The sequence below is a fragment of the Ralstonia sp. 22086 genome (genome assembly GCF_052045975.1).
Taxonomy (GTDB): domain Bacteria; phylum Pseudomonadota; class Gammaproteobacteria; order Burkholderiales; family Burkholderiaceae; genus Ralstonia; species Ralstonia wenshanensis.
In genome coordinates this window covers 214,885-230,972 of the sequence record NZ_JBQEPZ010000004.1, presented here as the reverse complement: position 1 = coordinate 230,972, position 16,088 = coordinate 214,885, and the positions used below count along the sequence as shown (strand labels likewise).

Here is a 16,088-nt window from a genome sequence, read left to right as displayed (position 1 = left end):
TCAGCGGTTTTGGAGACGGCATCGGCGGTTTTGAAGGGGCCGCTGATGCCGAGTTCTCCAGCCGAAGGGAACGCGCAACACACAAACGCAAGACAGAACGCAACCCCGGCGGGTGGCAGCAATCACCAGGACGCCACACGCAAGGAATGACAGACATGGTCGACAAGCTGGATCAGTTGTTCGGTTTTCAGGAGCAGGCGCTGCACTTGCGCTCGCAGCGTCACCAGATCCTGGCCTCGAACATCGCCAACGCCGATACGCCCAACTACAAGGCGCGCGACTTCGATTTTCAGTCGGCGCTGCAGAAGGCGGTCGGCCAGCAAAGCGGAAACAGCCTGCCGATGACGGCAACGGCTGCGGGGCACCTGACAGTGGATGGCGCACCGGCCGGCGATGTGTCGCTGATGCAGGCGTCGCTGTCGCAGCAAACCAAGGCGCTGCAGGGTGAAGTGCAGTACCGCACGTCGCAGCAGCCGTCCATCGACGGCAACACGGTGGACATGGATGGCGAGCGCATGCGCTTTGCCGATAATACCGTGCGCTACGAGGCCGATCTGAGCATCGTGACGCAGAAGATCAAGTCGATGCTGGCGGCCATTCAGAACAGCTAGCGCGCGATGTAGCAACAGCAGCAAGAGCATCAAGAGCAGCAGACAGGCATTAAGACGACCGCGCAGCAGTCACGCGCGGCGAAAGAGGGGCGGGAACTGTGTGGCGCTCCGGGCCGGGAAAGATCGGTCCGGAGCAAGCCGCCATACAGAACAACCGGATCGGTCCGGCAGCAGTGCCGGCAACAGTATTTGAAGACATCGGAATCAACATGTCGCTATTCAAGGTGATGGATGTAGCTGGCAGCGCGCTCACCGCGCAGTCCAAGCGCATGAACGTGGTCGCCTCCAACCTGGCCAACGCCGAAAGCGTGACGGGCCCGGACGGCAAGGCGTACCGCGCCAAGCAGGTGGTGTTCTCGCCCGTGCAGGAGTCTGACGACTACGCCACGGGCGTGTCGGTCGACCGCGTGGTCGAAGACACCGTCACCCCCATGAAGCGCATGCACCAGCCGGGCAACCCGCTGGCCGATGCCGACGGCTACGTGACCATGCCGAACGTCGATGTGGTGGACGAAATGGTCAACATGATTTCTGCGTCGCGCTCGTACCAGGCCAACGTGGAAGTCGCCAACACCACCAAGACGATGGCCTCCAAGGCTCTGACCCTGGGCCAGTAAGCGGCACATTCCTAGCGAGACACGAACATGACCGTCAGCTCAACCAGCAGCACCACCGGCACCTCGAGCACGACCTCCGGCAACCAGCTTGCCATCACCAGCGGCACCGATCTGCAGAACACGTTCATGCAGTTGCTGGTCGCGCAGTTGCAGAACCAGGATCCGCTCAACCCGATGGACAACTCGCAGATGACCTCGCAGCTTGCGCAGATCAACACTGTGAACGGTATCCAGCAACTGAACACCACCATGTCGAGCATGGCGACGCAGAGCGCGGCCACGCAGGCTTCGTCACTGATCGGCCGTACCGTGCAGGTGCCGTCGTCCAACCTGACGCTGGCCTCCGGCACGGCCAACTTCGGCATCTCGGTACCCAACGGCGCCGACGATGTGGTCGTGACCATCAAGGATGCCAACGGCAACACCGTGCGTTCGGTCGATCTGGGCCAGATGTCCGCCGGCAGCGGCAACTACACCTGGAACGGCAAGAACGACAGCGGCACCACGGTGGCCGACGGCTCTTACTCCATCTCGGTTTCTGCCACGCTTGGCGGCAAGATCACAACGGCCAACGCCACCGGCGCCGACAAGGTAACGGGCGTGACCATCACCAACGGAACGACGCAGCTGCAACTGGCCTCGGGCAACACGGCCAAGCTGTCGGACGTCACCACCATTCAGTAACGGGTCGAACCCGCTTTTTTATCTACGGGAGAACATTATGGGATTCCAGCAAGGCCTCAGCGGTCTCGACGCCGCCTCTGCAAACCTCGACGTGATCGGCAGCAACGTGGCAAACGCCAACACTGTCGGCTACAAGAAATCGACCGCCGAGTTTGGCGACGTGTACGCACGCTCGCTGGTGGGTGCGTCCGACAACCAGATCGGCCAGGGCGTGAGCGTGACCAAGGTCTCGCAGTCGTTCACGCAGGGCAACGTGACCAACACCGGCAACCCGCTGGACATCGCCATCAACGGCACGGGCTTCTACCGCATGGTCGACCCGTCAAGCGGCCAGGTGTCGTACACGCGTAACGGCCAGTTCCAGACCGACAAGAACGGCTTCATCATCTCGGCCACCGGCCAGAACCTGACCGGCTACGGCGTGGATTCCACCGGTAAGGTCAACACCGCCGTGCTGACCAACTTGAAGATTCCCGTCAACGACCTGGCGCCGCTGGCCACCACCAACACGGCGTTCGGCGTGAACCTGGACGCCGCCGCCACGGCGCCGACCACCACGCCGTTCTCGCCCACCAACTCGGCAACGTTCAACCACTCCGTTTCGGAACAGGTGTACGACGGCACGGGCACGGCCCACATGCTGACCAATTACTACGTGCGCACCGCTTCGGGCTGGGATGTGTACTCGCAAGTTGACGGCAACAACCCGACCGGCGGCAACCCGGTGACGTCGCTCACGTTCAACAGCAGCGGCCAGCTCACCTCGACGCCAAGCAAGATCGCCACGGCCTTCCCCGGGATGAGCATCGCGAGCATGGATTTCACGGGCACCACGCAGTACGGCGGCGGCTACAACGACACCGCTCCGGGCGTGACCCAAGACGGTTACGCCACCGGCCGCCTGGCCAGCTACTCGGTCGGTACCGATGGCACTGTCACCGCGCGCTACTCCAACGGCCGCACGGCAACGCTGGGCCAGGTCGCCATGGCCAATTTCAAGGCACCGGAAGGCCTGCAGAACATCGGTGGCAACCAGTGGGTGGAAACGTCCAACTCGGGCGCCCCCAACCTGGGTACGCCGGGCATGGGTTCGTTCGGCCTGCTGCAGTCGTCGGCGGTGGAGCAATCCAACGTGGACCTGTCTGCCGAGCTGGTCAACATGATCATTGCCCAGCGCTCGTATCAGGCCAACGCGCAGACCATCAAGACGCAGGACACCATCCTGCAGACCCTGGTGACGATGTAATCGTCGTTGCCCGAAGCTGACTGACCGCACACCAAGGACACTCGCATGGACCGCTCGATCTACGTGTCGATGACTGGCGTAAAGCACCTGTTCGACCAACAGGCTGCCAGCGCCAACAACCTCGCCAACGCCAGCACCACCGGCTTCAAGGCGCAGATCGATGCGTTCCATACGGTGGGTGTGCAAGGCGATGGCTCGCCCACGCGCAGCTACGTGATGGCCTCGGCCATCGGGACGGACCTCGCGCCCGGCCCGATCGAGACCACCGGCCGCAGCCTGGACGTGGCCATCGACGGGCAAGGCTTCTTTGCCGTGCAGACGCCTGATGGCAGCGAGGCTTACACCCGCGCCGGTACGTTCCAGCTCGGTCCTGACGGCACGATCCAGACGCTCTCCGGCCAGCCCGTGCTGGGTGATGGCGGCCCGATCACGCTGCCGCCCGATACCACGGTGCAGTTTGCCAAGGACGGTACGGTCAACGCGATCAGCGCCGACAGCCGTACGCCGCCCGTGTCGCTGGGCCGCCTGAAGCTGGTGAGCATCGACCCGTCGAACATCGACCGCGGCGCCGACGGCCTGTTCCGCCAGCGCGACGGCCAGGACGCCGACGTGGATGAAAAAGTTCGTGTGACCGGCGGGGCGCTGGAAGGCAGCAACGTCAACCTGACCGACTCGCTGGTCAACATGATCGAAATCTCGCGCCAACTGGAAATGCAGATGAAGTCGCTGCACACGAGCGACACGAACGCCCAGTCGGCCAATGAACTGCTGCGCCACGCCTGAACGGCCGGCGCATTGAATTGAATCAACCAAGGACTCGAACATGATTCGCTCCCTGTGGATTTCCAAGACCGGGATGGATGCCCAGCAATCGCAGCTGGATGTCATCTCGAACAACCTGGCGAACGTCAACACGACGGGCTTCAAGCGCTCGCGCGCCGTGTTCGAAGACTTGCTGTACCAGAACGTGCGCGAGCCGGGTGCGCAGTCGTCGCAACAGACCACGCTGCCTTCGGGCATGCAGATCGGTACCGGTACGCGCATCGTCGCCACCGAGCGTCTGCACACGCAGGGCAACCTGCAGCAGACCGGCAACTCGACCGACGTGGCCATCAACGGCAACGGCTTCTTCCAGGTGCAGATGCCCGACGGCACGCTGGCCTACACGCGTGACGGCAGCTTCCAGATCAACGCGCAGGGCCAGCTTGTGACCTCGAGCGGTTACCCGGTCCAGCCGGCCGTGACGGTGCCGCAGAACGCCACCAGCCTGACCATCGGCAAGGACGGCGTCGTGACGGTCACCACGCCGGGCACGGTCAACAACACGCAGGTGGGCACGTTCCAGCTGGCCAACTTCATCAACCCGGCCGGCCTGCGCAGCATGGGCGAAAACCTGTACGCCGAAACCGAAGCGTCGGGCACGGCCAACCTGGCCAACCCGGGCTCGAACGGCGTGGGCGCGCTCAATCAGAACTACGTTGAAACGTCCAACGTGAACGTGGTGGAAGAAATGGTCAACATGATCCAGACGCAGCGTGCGTACGAGATCAACAGCAAGTCGGTCCAGACGTCGGACCAGATGCTGGAGAAGCTGTCTCAGCTTTGAGCTGACGGCGCAGTTTTTGAGGATGTAGTGCGATGCATACCCCCCCGGTTTACTCGCTCCAGAATGGCAAGCACAGCGGCCGCGCTGTGCCGGCTGCTCGAGTCGTTCGATTGGCCGTGCTTGGCACGGCCGCCTTGCTCGCTACGGCGTGCGGCATGCTGCCGCCGCCGGCCCCGATCGTGCAGGGTCCGACAACCGCGCGCCCACCGATGCCGGTGATGGCGCCGCGCCAGAACGGGGCGATCTACCAGGAAGTGGCATCGGGCAGCGGTGGTTTCCGCGGCATGTTCGAAGACCGCCGCGCCCACATGGTGGGTGACACGATCACCATCGTGATCACCGAGAACACGGCGGCCAGCAAGCAGACCTCCGGCAGCGTCAACCGCACGGGCAGCATGAGCGCTTCGGTGCCGACCTTCGCCGGCATGAACGCGGGCGTGCTCTCTCTGCTGGGTGTGTCGGCCAGCGACGCCAACAAGTTCGACAGCAAGGGCGCCAACGGTGCACAGAACAACTTCACGGCCACGATTACGGTGACGGTGGTGGAAGTGCTGGGCAACGGCAACCTGGTGGTGAGCGGCGAGAAGCAGATGGCCGTGGGCCAGGGCACCGAGTCGATCAAGTTCTCCGGCGTGGTCAACCCGACCACCGTCAACAATCAAAACACCGTGTTGTCTACCCAGGTGGCGGACGCACGCATGGAATACCGCGGCACGGGCTACGTTGCCGAGTCGCAGCAGATGGGCTGGCTGTCGCGGTTCTTCCTGACCGTGTCACCGTTCTGAGGGATCTGCCATGACTTTGCATCGCATCATCGGCGCGGCCCTGGTGGCACTGAGCGCAATTTCGGCGGTTGTTCCGAGCACGGCACACGCTGACCGCATCAAGGATCTGACCACCGTTGCCGGCGTGCGCGACAACGCGCTGATCGGCTACGGCCTGGTCGTGGGCCTGGACGGTAGCGGCGACCAGACCACGCAAACCCCGTTCACGGTCCAGAGCTTCAACAACATGCTCACGCAGTTCGGCATCAATGTGCCGGCCGGCGCGAGCATCCAGCTGAAAAACACCGCCGCCGTGGTGGTGACGGCCACGCTGCCTGCCTTTGTGCGGCCGGGCCAGACCATCGACGTGACGGTGTCGTCCATCGGTAACGCCAAGAGCCTGCGTGGCGGCACGCTGCTGCTCACGCCGCTCAAGGGCGTGGACGGCCAGCTCTACGCATTGGCACAGGGCAACGTGGTGATTGGCGGCGCAGGCGCATCGGCCAATGGCAGCAAGGTGCAGATCAACCAGCTTGGCGCCGGCCGCATCGCCAATGGCGCCACGGTGGAGCGCGCCGTGCAGGCCACGGTGGGCGAGGCCGGCAGCATCCAGCTCGATACCGGCACGACGGATTTCGGCACCGTGCAGAACATCGTTACCGCCATCAACAAGCAGTTCGGCACGGATACGGCGCAAGCCGCGGACGGCCGCACGATCAACGTGCGGGCACCGGCCCTGGCGTCGGACCGCGTCGGCTTCCTGGCCAAGCTGCAGAACATTGACGTGACGCCGGCGTTGGCCGCCGCGCGTGTGGTGATCAACGCCCGTACGGGCTCGGTGGTGATGAACCAGCTCGTCAAGCTCGAGCCCTGCGCGGTGGCGCATGGCAGCCTGTCGGTCACCATCAGCACCGACCCGGTTGTGAGCCAGCCGGCGCCGTTCTCGCAAGGGCAGACGGTGGCGGCGGCGCGCTCGAGCATCGAGGTCAAGCAGCAAGGGGGCAGCCTCATCAGCGTGAAGGGCGGTACCAACCTTGCGGACGTGGTCAAGGCCATCAACGCGATCGGTGCCAACCCGCAAGACCTGATCTCGATCCTGCAGGCGATGAAGGCGGCCAACGCGCTGCGCGCCGATCTGGAAATCATCTGACGCTGGGGAGGCCACGATGAACCAAACCGACCTCACCAGCCGCCTGGCGCTCGATTCCAAGGGTTTCGAGTCGCTCAAGCAAACGGCGCGTACCGATCCGACCGGCGCCGCCAAGACCGTCGCCAAGCAGTTCGACGCGATCTTCGTGAACATGATGCTCAAGCAGATGCGCGATGCATCGCCGCAGAACGGGCCGCTCGATTCGTCGTCGAGCAAGATGTACACGTCGATGCTCGATCAGCAGCTTTCGCAGACCATGGCCTCGCGCGGCGTGGGCGTTGCAGACCAGCTTCTGAAGCAGATGCTGCGTCAGGCCACGCATGTGAACCCGGATGCGGGCGGCAAAGTGAACACCGCCCTGTCGAACACGACGGCCACCAATACCGCGCTGCCGGGTGCTGCTGGTGCCGCCGGTGCCACGAGCGATGCCGCCAAGGCCATCGCCCGTTCGTCGCTCAACAGCATGGCGGCCGCCGTGGCGCCGGGCACGGAAGACGACGGCTCGGGCATCAGCACTGTGCCGCGCCCCGGCTTGGAAGAACGCGTGCAACGTGCACTGGCCGCCCTGCGCAAGCAGGCAGATGCGCAGGCACAGACCCCGAGCGCACCGCCCGAGGTTGACCTGTCGACGGTGGCGTCCGAGCCGCGCGGCGAGCGCATGACCAGCTTCTACAACAAGCTGATCGGCCACGCATCGCAGGCCGCGCAGGAAACCGGCATTCCGGCCAACTTCATGATCGGGCATGCCGCGCTGGAGTCCGGCTGGGGCCGTCGCGAGATCAAGGCACGCGACGGCACGATCACGCACAACCTGTTCGGCATCAAGGCCGGCAGCTCGTGGGCCGGCAAGACTGCCACGGTGACCACCACCGAATACATCGGCGGCGTCGCCCACAAGGTGCAGGAGAAGTTCCGCGCGTACAGCTCGTACGCCGAGGCCTTCAAGGACTACGCCAACCTGCTGGCCAACAACCCGCGCTACAGCAACGTCGTGGCAGCCGGCAACGGCAACGATGCGGCGTCGTTCGCCAAGGGGCTGCAGCGCGCCGGCTACGCCACCGACCCGAACTACGCCCACAAGATCATGGCGGTGCTCAAGCAGATCGTTTGAGTGATTTAAAAAGCATATTTTGGCGACGACGGCCGGCTCAAGTTTCCGCTTGTCCGGCCGATGTTGTTTCTAGAGCTTATTTCGGCGGCTTCGTGCTGCCCGCACCGAGACAACTATGAGCAGCTCCCTTCTGAATATTGGCGCGTCCGGCCTGCGGGTGGCCGATATCAACCTGCAGGTGACCGGCAACAACATCGCCAACGCCAGCACGCCCGGTTATTCGCGCCAGGAAGCCGTGCAGACGGAAAACATTCCGCTGTACGCCGGCGTGGGCTATCTCGGCCAGGGCGCCAACGTCACGACCGTCAAGCGCATCTATGACCAGTTTCTGACCGCGCAGGTGCAAAGCGGCCAGGCCTCGACCAGTGCGGCCGACCAGCTCAACAGCCTGGTGTCGGGCCTGAGCAAGTACATGTCGGACAGCAACAGCGGCCTGACTTCGTCGCTCACCAGCTTCTTCAATGCCGCCGATGGCCTGGCCTCCAAGCCGTCGGACACCACCGCGCGCCAGGTCTTCCTGAACGCTGCGGCCGGCCTGCAGAGCCGTTTCAATTCGATTGCCGGGCAGCTGAGTTCGCTCAACAACCAGGTCAATACGCAGGTGCAGACGCAGATCAGCTCCGTCAATGGCACCGCGCAGCAGATCGCCTCGTTGAACGACCAGATTTCCAAGGCCGAAGCGTCGACCGGCCAGCCGGCCAATGATTTGCGTGATCAGCGCGACCAGCTTGTCCAGACGCTCAATCAGTCGATCAAGGCCAGCGTGGTGCAGACCGGCGACGGCCAGTTCAACATCTACGTGGGCAACGGCCAGGCGCTTGTGCAGGGCAACCAGAGCTACCAGCTGACGGCGGTGCCGTCGCAGTACGACCCGACGCAACTGTCGGTGGGCTACAAGAGCCCGGGCGGCACGGTCAACATCGACGACAGCCAGCTCGGCGGCGGTGCGCTGGGCGGCCTGATGGACTTCCGCAACAACACGCTCATTCCGGCGCAGAACAGCCTGGGCCGCCTGGCCACGGCCGTGACGGCCGACGTGAATGCGCAGAACAAGCTGGGCATGGACGCCAACGGCAAGATGGGCACGGACCTCTTCTCCGTGGCCAGCCCCAGCGTCGCGCCCAGCACGAACAACACCGGCAGCGGCACGCTCACGGCCAGCATCACCAACGCCAATGCGGGGCAGGGCTACGACTACCAGGTCAAGTATCAGGGCGGCGCCTATACCGTTTCGCACTATCCGGACGGCTCCGGCTCCGTGACGGTGTCGAGCTGGCCGACCACGATCGACGGCGTCACGCTGAACCTGTCGGGCACGATGAACAGCGGTGACTCCTTCCTGGTGCGCCCGACCGCCAACGCGGCCGCCACCATGCAGACGCTCACCACCGACTACCACAACGTGGCGGCGGCCTCGCCCGTGGTGCTCAACCAGGGCAGCAACAACACGGGCAGCGCCGCGGTGTCGTCGTTGGGCGTGGACAGCACGTATGCCGGCTCGCCGCTCACGTCGCCGATCAACCTGACGTACAGCTCGGCAGTCGGCGGCTCGCTGTCGGGGTTCCCGGGCAGCGTCACTGTCACGGTGGGTGGTACGTCGACCACGTACACGGGCGGTACGGCGCCGTACACGCAGGGCGCGACGTACGCTTTCAACGGCGTGCAGATGACGCTTTCGGGCTCGCCCGGCAACGGCGACACGTTCACCATTTCGGCCAACACCGCCAACAGCACCGACAACGGCAACGCCAGCGCGCTGGCCAAGCTGCGCAACAGCAACCTGCTGGACGGCGGCACGACGTCGATCGGCTCGGCGTGGAACAACCTCGTCACCCAGGTGGGTGTGCAGGCCAACCGCGCCAGCACCAACCTGACCTCGCAGAAGGCGCTGCTGGCCAGCTCCACGCAACAGCAGCAGTCGGTGTCGGGGGTGAATCTCGATGACGAGGCGATGAACCTGATGAAGTACCAGCAGGCCTACCAGGCCTCCGCCAAGGTGATGCAGACGGCCAATTCGCTGTTCGACAGCCTGCTGTCGATTGCCGGCGGCTGATCGGGGCAGCTGAAGAAATCGCCCCGCCTGCCGATAACGTCCTAAAGCCCTTCGTCCGGACCGATCATGCGAGTCAGTAGCGCCCAATTCTTTGCAGCGTCTTCCGCTTCGATGCAGAACACGCAATCGAACCTGCTCACGCTGCAGCAGCAGATTGCGAGCGGCATCGCGCTCAACAGCGCGGGCGACAACCCCAGCGCGTTCGGCCAGATGGCGCAACTGCAACAAACGCAGGACGCCAACGATCAGTACCAAGCCAATCGCGACACCACCGACGCACGCCTGACCAGCGTGTCTTCGGCGCTCACCAACCTGGTGACCACGCTGCAGCAAGGCAAGCAGACATTGGTGGGGGCCAACACCTCGCTGATGACGGATTCGCAGCGCATTGGCGTGCTGGCGCAGGTCAAGCAGCAGTATCAGCAGCTACTGTCGACGGCCAACCAGCGCGATGCGTCAGGCGTGGCCCTGTTTGGCGGTGCCAACGGCACGACCGATCCTTTCACCAGCACCAGCGGTTCCGTGCAGTACGTCGGCAGCGGTCAGCCGCCGGTAGTGCAGGTTTCGCAGAACATCTCGATGCCGAATTCGGTGTCGGGCGATTCGGTGTTCGTGCGCATCCCCAACTCGGATACGTCCAACCCGAACACCAACCAGAGCATTTTCAAGACGTACGAGAACCTGATCACGGCGCTGTCGACCCCGATCAACGCTGCCACCCAGGCCACCGACGTCGCGAACCTGCAAAAGGCCGTGCAGACGGCGCAGGGCAATCTGGACAACGCTTATCAGGTCGCCCTGCAAGCGCAGGTGACGGTGGGCACGCAGCAAGCGCAGATCACAACGCTCAACAGCAGCGGCTCGAACTACGGCGAGCAGTTGAAGGAGCAGATCTCGAAGCTGCAGTCGGTGGATTACACCACCGCCATCTCGCAGTTCTCTCAGCAGCAGGTGTCGCTGCAGGCCGCGCAGAAGACGTTCACGGCCATGCAGGGCATGTCGCTGTTCCAGTACATCAATCCTTGATGCGGCGCGGGCAGACGGTGGGGTGGCGCGGCGTATCATGTCGGCTCACCTACCGTCAGGACTGGTCATGCCCATCCAGTATCTTCGCCGCCTGACCAGCCCAGAACGCTCAGAGGACGCCAACCGGCGCCTCGGTCAGTCGCTGGCCTTCGTGGCGGGCGCCGCCAACGCAGGCGGATTTCTCGCCGTCAAGCAATACACCTCGCACATGTCTGGCATCGTCTCGACGATGGCCGACGCGCTCGTGCTGGGCGATATCGTCCTCGTGCTCGCCGGATTCGCTTCGCTGCTGGCATTCCTTTGTGGTGCCGCCTGCACGGCGGTGCTCGTCAACTGGGGCCGCCGGCGCAGCACGCAGAGCGAATTCGCGTTGCCGCTCATGCTCGAAGCCGCGCTGCTGTTGCTGTTCGGCTTGATGGGCACATCGCTGGGGCAATACCGGGTCGTGTTCGTGCCGGCCACCGTGGCGCTGCTGTGCTTCCTGATGGGGCTGCAGAACGCCATCATCACCAAGATTTCGAAAGCCGAGATCCGTACCACGCACGTGACCGGCCTGGCCACCGACATCGGCATCGAAGTCGGCAAGGCGCTCTACTGGAACCACGGGCACCGGAACCTGCCGGCCGTCGTGGCCAATCGGCCCAAGCTGCGACTGCTGGCGTCGTTGCTGGGGATGTTCTTCGTGGGCGGCGTGGCGGGTGCGTTGGGCTTCAAGTATCTGGGTTATGCCGCCACGATTCCGCTGGCATCCATCCTGATGCTGCTGGCCGTTGTGCCGGTGGTGGATGATTTGTTGGCGCGCAGGCGGTAAGCGGGCCAGGGCTGCATCGGCCTGCGCGCGCGGCGCCTCTCTCAGGCCATTTCCCGCCGGCATACCTCGTGCAGCGTATTCAGACGCCGCTCTGGATTGACCACAAACGGATTCGTTTCGTCCCAGGCGTAGCCCGCCAGGATGGCGCTGATCATGCGGCGGATGCCCGGCGAATGGCGCGGGTGGAAAATGATGTCCTGTAACTCGCCCGAGTACCACCGATCAACGAAGGCGCGGAACGTATCGACGCCTTTGCGCAGCGGCTTGTCGTAATCGGCAAGCCAATCGACGGTTTCGCCGTTGAGTTGGCGTACGAGGACGCGCGTCGCCAGGTCCGCCGAGCGCAATGCAATCGTTACGCCTGACGAGAACACCGGGTCCAGGAACTCGCCAGCATTGCCCAGCAACGCATAGCCCGGCCCGTAGAGACGCTCCACGTTGGCGGCGTAGCCCCCAATCTGGCGCACGGGCATAAGAAACGGCGCATCGCCGATCAGCGCTGCGATATTGGGTTCGGCCCGGATCAGTTTGCGCAACGTCGCTTCGCGTTCTGCTTCCGGTACGTCGAGAAAACTCGCTTCGGCTACGCAGCCGACTGAAGAGCGACCGTTGGCCAGCGGGATCATCCAATACCAGACATCGCGCCGCTCCGGGTGGACAGCGATGCAGATCTTGTCGCGATCGGTGCTGCCGGCCGGTAAGGCGTCGCGCACATGGCTGAACAGTGCCGCACGCGTTGGCATGCGGGTCGGCGCTTCAAGATTCAGCAGGCGTGGTAGCACGCGGCCAAAGCCGCTTGCGTCCAGCACGAAGCGGGCGTGGACGGCGTAAGCGACCCCGGCTTCGTCTTCCACTTCCAGCCCAGGTGCGTCGCCAGGATGCATGGAGCGTACGGTGTGGCCAAAGCGAACCTCCGCGCCTTGCTCGGCCGCACACCGGATCAGCGTCTGGTCAAACACCGCGCGTTCGACCTGATACGTCGTGCCCCAGCCCGCTGAATGCTTGTCTCGGAAATCGAAGGAGGCGTGCCTGTCCTGATGTACGAAATACGCCCCGTTCTTGTACTGGAATCCTGCTTCCACAACGGCTTGCAGCATGCCCGCCGCTTCAAGGTAGGCCATGCTTTGGGGCAGCAAGCTTTCTCCAATGGAGAAGCGCGGGAATTGCTGGCGTTCGAGCACCAGCACGTTGTGGCCCGCCTTTCGCAGCAAGGCCGCAGCAACAGCACCGGAGGGGCCGGCGCCGATGATGGCGACGTCGACGTGTGTTGCTTCAGCGGTCATCAGATCATGCCTCCGTTTACGCCGATCACTTGTCGCGTCACATACGACGCTGCATCCGACATCAGGAAGGCGACCACGGAAGCCACCTCTGCGGGTTGGCCGACACGTTGCATCGGCACGGCTTGCAGGGCTTGGTCGATGTGTTCCATGTGGGCCAGCATGTCGGTTTCAATCAGGCCTGGTGCCACACAGTTGACGGTGATCTTGCGCGACGCCAGTTCGACGGCCAGCGCCTTGGTTGCGCCGATCAGCCCGGCCTTGGCAGCGCTGTAGTTCACCTGCCCGCGATTGCCCATCACCCCAGAGACAGATGCGATGGTGACGATGCGCCCGCCCTGGCGTGCTCGCACCATCGGCATGGTGAGCGGGTGGACGACGTTGTAGAAGCCATCCAGGCCGGTCTCGAGAACGATGTCCCAGTCTTCGTCGGTCAGGGCAGGGAAGGCGGCGTCGCGGGTGACGCCTGCACACAGGACGATGCCGTAGTAGGCACCGTGGGCTTCCACGTCGGCGTCAAGCTCGGTGCGGCATGCGGCGCGGTCGCGCACGTCGAATTGCAACACGCGAGCGCTGCCGTTTTTGGCTTGGATGTCGGCAACGATGGCTTCGGCCTCGGCACGGCCGCTGCGGCAATGCACGGACACGTCAAACCCGTCGGAGGCCAATTGGTAGGCGATGGCGCGGCCAATGCCGCGGCTGGCACCCGTCACAAGAACGCGGCGGCTCATGTGGTGAGACTCCCTTGAAGATCGGTCGGCGGAATACCGCGATCATCGCACGCGCGGCAGGTATTGCTGCTGGCGCGCGGTGCCTATCGAGGCAGGGTGCTGAACTGGCTGAACGCCCGCCCACCCAAGTCCAGCGCATCCATCACAGACCGCTCCACTACCGGCGCCAGCGACGTCATCATCACCATGACGAGCATCAGCCCCACCACCAGCGTGGCGGCGATGCCGACCGCAAACGGGTTGAGCGCCTGTGCCGTGCGCGAGAGCACGGCAAAGCCAAGGTTGACGATCATCATGATCGCGATGATGGGCAGGGCGATGCGCAGGGCCAGCGCAAAGACGATCGTGCCGCCGCCGGCCAGCGTTTGCCAGCCCGGGTTGCCCAGCGGCGCCGCCGAGACGGGCAGGGCGGTAAAGCTGTCGAACAGGGCGTGCAGCAGTACGAGATGGCCGTCGCCGGCAATGAACGCCGTGACGGCCGTGAGGCTGAGGAAGCGGCCAAGCAGCATGCTGCTCTCGGTTTGCGTCGGGTCGAGCAGGGACGCAAAGCCCAGGCCCATCTGCACCGACATCACCTCGCCGGCACCGCTGATGGCCGAGAATACGAGCTGCACGCAAAAGCCCAGCGCCAGCCCGATCAACACCTGCACCAGCGTGATCCACAGCCCTTCGTACGAGCCCACCGACACGCCTGCGGGCACCGGCAGCATGGGCGCCAGCGCCACCGTGATGACCACGCCGAATGCCACCTTGATCGACGTCGGGATCTCGGTATTGGCAAACGGGGGCGCAATGGCGATGAACGCGAGCACGCGCACCAGCGGCCACCAGTACATGGCGATCCAGCCGTTGAGCTGCGTGGCGGTGAATTGGATCATCGGTGTCGGTGCCCTGCGCGCTACGTCGCGTTAGTTGACGTAGTTGGGGATATTGGTCAGCACGCCGCGCGTGTAGTCGACGATCACGGCGACGATCCACGGGCCAGCGAGCACCATCGTGGCAGCCACGGCCAGCAGCTTGGGGATGAACGACAGCGTCTGCTCGTTGAGCTGCGTGGCGGCCTGGAACACGGCCACCAGCAGACCGACGACGAGCGACACCAGCAACATCGGCGCGCCCACCATCATGGCGACCTGCATGGCCTGACGGGCCATGTCCAGAACGTATTCGGGTGTCATGTCGGTTTCCTATCGGCGCTTATTGCACAAAGCTCTGCGCCAGCGAGCCCAGCAGCAGGTGCCAGCCATCCACCAGCACGAACAGCATGATCTTGAACGGAAGCGAGAAGATCGACGGCGTGACCATCATCATCCCCATCGACATCAGCACGGCCGCCACCACGATGTCGATTACCAGGAACGGAATGAAGATGGCAAACCCGATCTGGAACGCGCTTTTCAGCTCGCTCGTGACGAAGGCCGGGATGAGCGCACGCATGGGCGTTTGCTCGGGCGAGGCAATGGCCGGCATGTTGCCCATCTTGACGAACAGGGCGAGGTCCGGCTCGCGCGTCTGCTTGAGCATGAACTGGCGCAGCGGCGTGGCGGCGGTGTCCATGGCCTGCTCGACGGTGATCTTGTTGTCACGCAGCGGCACGTAGGCGTCGGTGTAGACCTTGTCGAGCACCGGCGACATGACGAAGAACGTGAGGAACAGCGCCAGCCCGATCAGCACCTGGTTGGGCGGCGTGGTTTGTGTGCCTAGCGCATGGCGCAGCAGCGACAGCACGATGATGATGCGCGTGAAGCTGCTCATCATCAGGATGATGGCCGGCAGAAACCCGAGCGACGTCAGGAAGACCAGCGTCTGGACGGGCAGCGAATAGCTTTGACCGCCGGCGGTGCCCGTGAGCAGCGGCAGACCGGGTTGCGCCTGGGCGAACACGGCGGGCGCGGCGCCCAGCAGCGCCAGGGCAATCAGGCAGCGGAAGAAGGTGCGCGCGTTCATTCCGACTTTCCCGTCAGGTGACGCTTGAGCTGGATGGACAGCGCGTCGGCAAAGCGGGGCGGCTTGCCGGAGCCGGAAGTGCCGTCGCCGGACGGGTCGTCCGGCGTGGAAGCGGCTTCTGCGGGGCGCGGCAGCGTGTGGAGCGTCTGCACGTGCTGCTGCGTGACGCCCAGCACGAGCCATGTGCCTTCCACGTCGACGACGACGACCTTCTCGCGGGCGCCCAGCATCTGCTGCGCGACCACGGTGATCACCTGACTGCGGCGCCGGCCTAAACCGCCGGGGCCCATGCCCGCGCGCTGCTGCAGACGGCGCAGCAGCCAGCCGGCCGCCACGATCATCGCCAACACTACAAACAGCCCGCCTAGGGTGCGGGCCCAATCAACTGCATGGTTCATTTCAACACCTTGCCCGGGGGGAGCACTGGTTGCTGTCAGGGTGCCGATGGACG

The 16,088-nt window shown here is 64.3% G+C and carries 18 protein-coding genes; 12 read left to right on the top strand and 6 right to left on the bottom strand.

The annotated features are described in order from the left end of the window. The first annotated feature begins 155 nt into the window (after window positions 1–155). The 12 genes from flgB (at window position 156) to ACTJK6_RS18255 (ending at window position 11,679) form a co-directional block, all read left to right on the top strand. The gene (gene flgB / locus ACTJK6_RS18310) at window positions 156–611 is read left to right on the top strand and encodes a flagellar basal body rod protein FlgB (RefSeq protein ID WP_045203514.1); all 456 of its coding nucleotides are present in this window, start codon (window positions 156–158) and stop codon (window positions 609–611) included. A gap of 209 nt (window positions 612–820) precedes the next feature. Beyond that, window positions 821–1,228, top strand: coding sequence for a flagellar basal body rod protein FlgC (gene flgC / locus ACTJK6_RS18305; RefSeq protein WP_024977566.1), 408 nt, complete (start codon window positions 821–823; stop codon window positions 1,226–1,228). 27 nt (window positions 1,229–1,255) lie between these two features. Further along, entirely contained in the window at window positions 1,256–1,912 is a 657-nt protein-coding gene (locus tag ACTJK6_RS18300) for a flagellar hook assembly protein FlgD (protein ID WP_260803313.1), read from the top strand. A 37-nt stretch (window positions 1,913–1,949) separates the two neighbouring features. Beyond that, window positions 1,950–3,158, top strand: coding sequence for a flagellar hook protein FlgE (gene flgE / locus ACTJK6_RS18295; RefSeq protein ID WP_232039026.1), 1,209 nt, complete (start codon window positions 1,950–1,952; stop codon window positions 3,156–3,158). Window positions 3,159–3,203: 45 nt separating this feature from the next. Then, on the top strand, window positions 3,204–3,941 hold the full coding sequence (gene flgF, locus ACTJK6_RS18290; RefSeq protein WP_232039027.1) for a flagellar basal-body rod protein FlgF: 738 nt from the start codon (window positions 3,204–3,206) through the stop codon (window positions 3,939–3,941). A 40-nt stretch (window positions 3,942–3,981) separates the two neighbouring features. Next, window positions 3,982–4,764 carry a flagellar basal-body rod protein FlgG gene (flgG, locus tag ACTJK6_RS18285; protein WP_009240010.1) on the top strand — a complete coding sequence of 261 codons (783 nt, stop codon included), beginning with the start codon at window positions 3,982–3,984 and terminating at the stop codon, window positions 4,762–4,764. A 32-nt stretch (window positions 4,765–4,796) separates the two neighbouring features. Then, entirely contained in the window at window positions 4,797–5,549 is a 753-nt protein-coding gene (locus ACTJK6_RS18280) for a flagellar basal body L-ring protein FlgH (RefSeq protein WP_260803312.1), read from the top strand. A 10-nt stretch (window positions 5,550–5,559) separates the two neighbouring features. Next, complete coding sequence (locus ACTJK6_RS18275; RefSeq protein WP_232039029.1) at window positions 5,560–6,678, top strand: flagellar basal body P-ring protein FlgI; 1,119 nt, start codon at window positions 5,560–5,562, stop codon at window positions 6,676–6,678. A 16-nt stretch (window positions 6,679–6,694) separates the two neighbouring features. Further along, window positions 6,695–7,789 carry a flagellar assembly peptidoglycan hydrolase FlgJ gene (gene flgJ / locus ACTJK6_RS18270; RefSeq protein ID WP_440839749.1) on the top strand — a complete coding sequence of 365 codons (1,095 nt, stop codon included), beginning with the start codon at window positions 6,695–6,697 and terminating at the stop codon, window positions 7,787–7,789. A gap of 115 nt (window positions 7,790–7,904) precedes the next feature. Then, entirely contained in the window at window positions 7,905–9,842 is a 1,938-nt protein-coding gene (gene flgK, locus ACTJK6_RS18265) for a flagellar hook-associated protein FlgK (RefSeq protein WP_260803309.1), read from the top strand. Window positions 9,843–9,908: 66 nt separating this feature from the next. Then, window positions 9,909–10,868 (top strand): flagellar hook-associated protein FlgL, encoded by a 960-nt coding sequence (gene flgL, locus ACTJK6_RS18260; RefSeq protein WP_343620893.1) that lies wholly within the window; start codon window positions 9,909–9,911, stop codon window positions 10,866–10,868. A 67-nt stretch (window positions 10,869–10,935) separates the two neighbouring features. After that, window positions 10,936–11,679, top strand: coding sequence for a YoaK family protein (locus ACTJK6_RS18255; RefSeq protein ID WP_232039033.1), 744 nt, complete (start codon window positions 10,936–10,938; stop codon window positions 11,677–11,679). Window positions 11,680–11,720: 41 nt separating this feature from the next. On the opposite strand, the gene ACTJK6_RS18250 is transcribed toward ACTJK6_RS18255, so the two are convergent. The 6 genes from ACTJK6_RS18250 to fliO form a co-directional block, all read right to left on the bottom strand. Next, window positions 11,721–12,962, bottom strand: a complete 1,242-nt coding sequence (locus ACTJK6_RS18250) for an NAD(P)/FAD-dependent oxidoreductase (protein ID WP_440839748.1) — start codon at window positions 12,960–12,962, stop codon at window positions 11,721–11,723. Then, complete coding sequence (locus tag ACTJK6_RS18245; protein WP_316871888.1) at window positions 12,962–13,690, bottom strand: 3-ketoacyl-ACP reductase FabG2; 729 nt, start codon at window positions 13,688–13,690, stop codon at window positions 12,962–12,964. The genes ACTJK6_RS18250 and ACTJK6_RS18245 overlap by 1 nt, the downstream gene beginning before the upstream one ends. An 83-nt stretch (window positions 13,691–13,773) precedes the next feature. Continuing rightward, window positions 13,774–14,568, bottom strand: coding sequence for a flagellar biosynthetic protein FliR (fliR, locus tag ACTJK6_RS18240; RefSeq protein ID WP_316871887.1), 795 nt, complete (start codon window positions 14,566–14,568; stop codon window positions 13,774–13,776). Window positions 14,569–14,598: 30 nt separating this feature from the next. Beyond that, window positions 14,599–14,868 (bottom strand): flagellar biosynthesis protein FliQ, encoded by a 270-nt coding sequence (gene fliQ, locus ACTJK6_RS18235; protein WP_004631435.1) that lies wholly within the window; start codon window positions 14,866–14,868, stop codon window positions 14,599–14,601. 19 nt (window positions 14,869–14,887) lie between these two features. Next, the gene (fliP, locus tag ACTJK6_RS18230; RefSeq protein WP_260803305.1) at window positions 14,888–15,637 is read right to left on the bottom strand and encodes a flagellar type III secretion system pore protein FliP; all 750 of its coding nucleotides are present in this window, start codon (window positions 15,635–15,637) and stop codon (window positions 14,888–14,890) included. After that, entirely contained in the window at window positions 15,634–16,035 is a 402-nt protein-coding gene (gene fliO, locus ACTJK6_RS18225) for a flagellar biosynthetic protein FliO (RefSeq protein WP_260803304.1), read from the bottom strand. Before fliO ends, fliP begins: the two co-directional genes overlap by 4 nt. Window positions 16,036–16,088: the final 53 nt, after the last annotated feature.